The organism is Streptomyces carpinensis, from assembly GCF_002154505.1.
GTDB classification, from domain to species: domain Bacteria; phylum Actinomycetota; class Actinomycetes; order Streptomycetales; family Streptomycetaceae; genus Streptomyces; species Streptomyces carpinensis.
Genome location: NZ_MUBM01000656.1, coordinates 486 through 1,085 on the forward strand (window position 1 = coordinate 486; position 600 = coordinate 1,085).

The 600-nt window shown below is 71.3% G+C and carries 1 protein-coding gene; it reads left to right on the top strand.

Annotated features, from left to right (window positions below; all coding sequences use genetic code 11):
- A partial coding sequence (locus BZY54_RS47600; protein ID WP_143668411.1) for an NAD-dependent epimerase/dehydratase family protein occupies positions 1 to 600 on the top strand: 600 nt, incomplete at both ends.

The following is a 600-nucleotide window of genomic DNA, read 5'->3' on the forward strand; positions in this document are numbered from 1 at the left end:
CCTGCGCGACGCCCGCCCGGACGCCGTCGTGCTGGCCGCCGCCAAGGTGGGCGGGATCATGGCCAACAGCACCCAACCGGTGCAGTTCCTGGAGGACAACCTGCGGATCCAGCTGAGCGTCATCGCCGGCGCGCACACCGCCCGCGTCCCGCGCCTGCTGTTCCTCGGCTCGTCCTGCATCTACCCCAAGCACGCCGAGCAGCCCATCCGCGAGGAGTCGCTGCTCACCGGCGCGCTGGAGCCGACCAACGAGGCCTACGCCATCGCCAAGATCGCCGGCATCACCCAGGTGCAGTCCTACCGCCGCCAGTACGGCGCCTCGTACATCAGCGCCATGCCGACCAACCTCTACGGTCCCGGCGACAACTTCGACCTGGCCACCTCGCACGTGCTGCCCGCGCTCATCCGCCGCTTCCACGAGGCCCGCGTCAGCGGCGCGCCGGAGGTCGTGCTGTGGGGCACCGGCACCCCGCGCCGGGAGTTCCTGCACGTCGACGACGTGGCCGCGGCCTGCGCCCTGCTCCTGGAACGTTACGACGGCGACGGCCCGGTCAACATCGGCTGCGGCGAGGACCTGCCGATCAGCGAACTCGCCGAAGT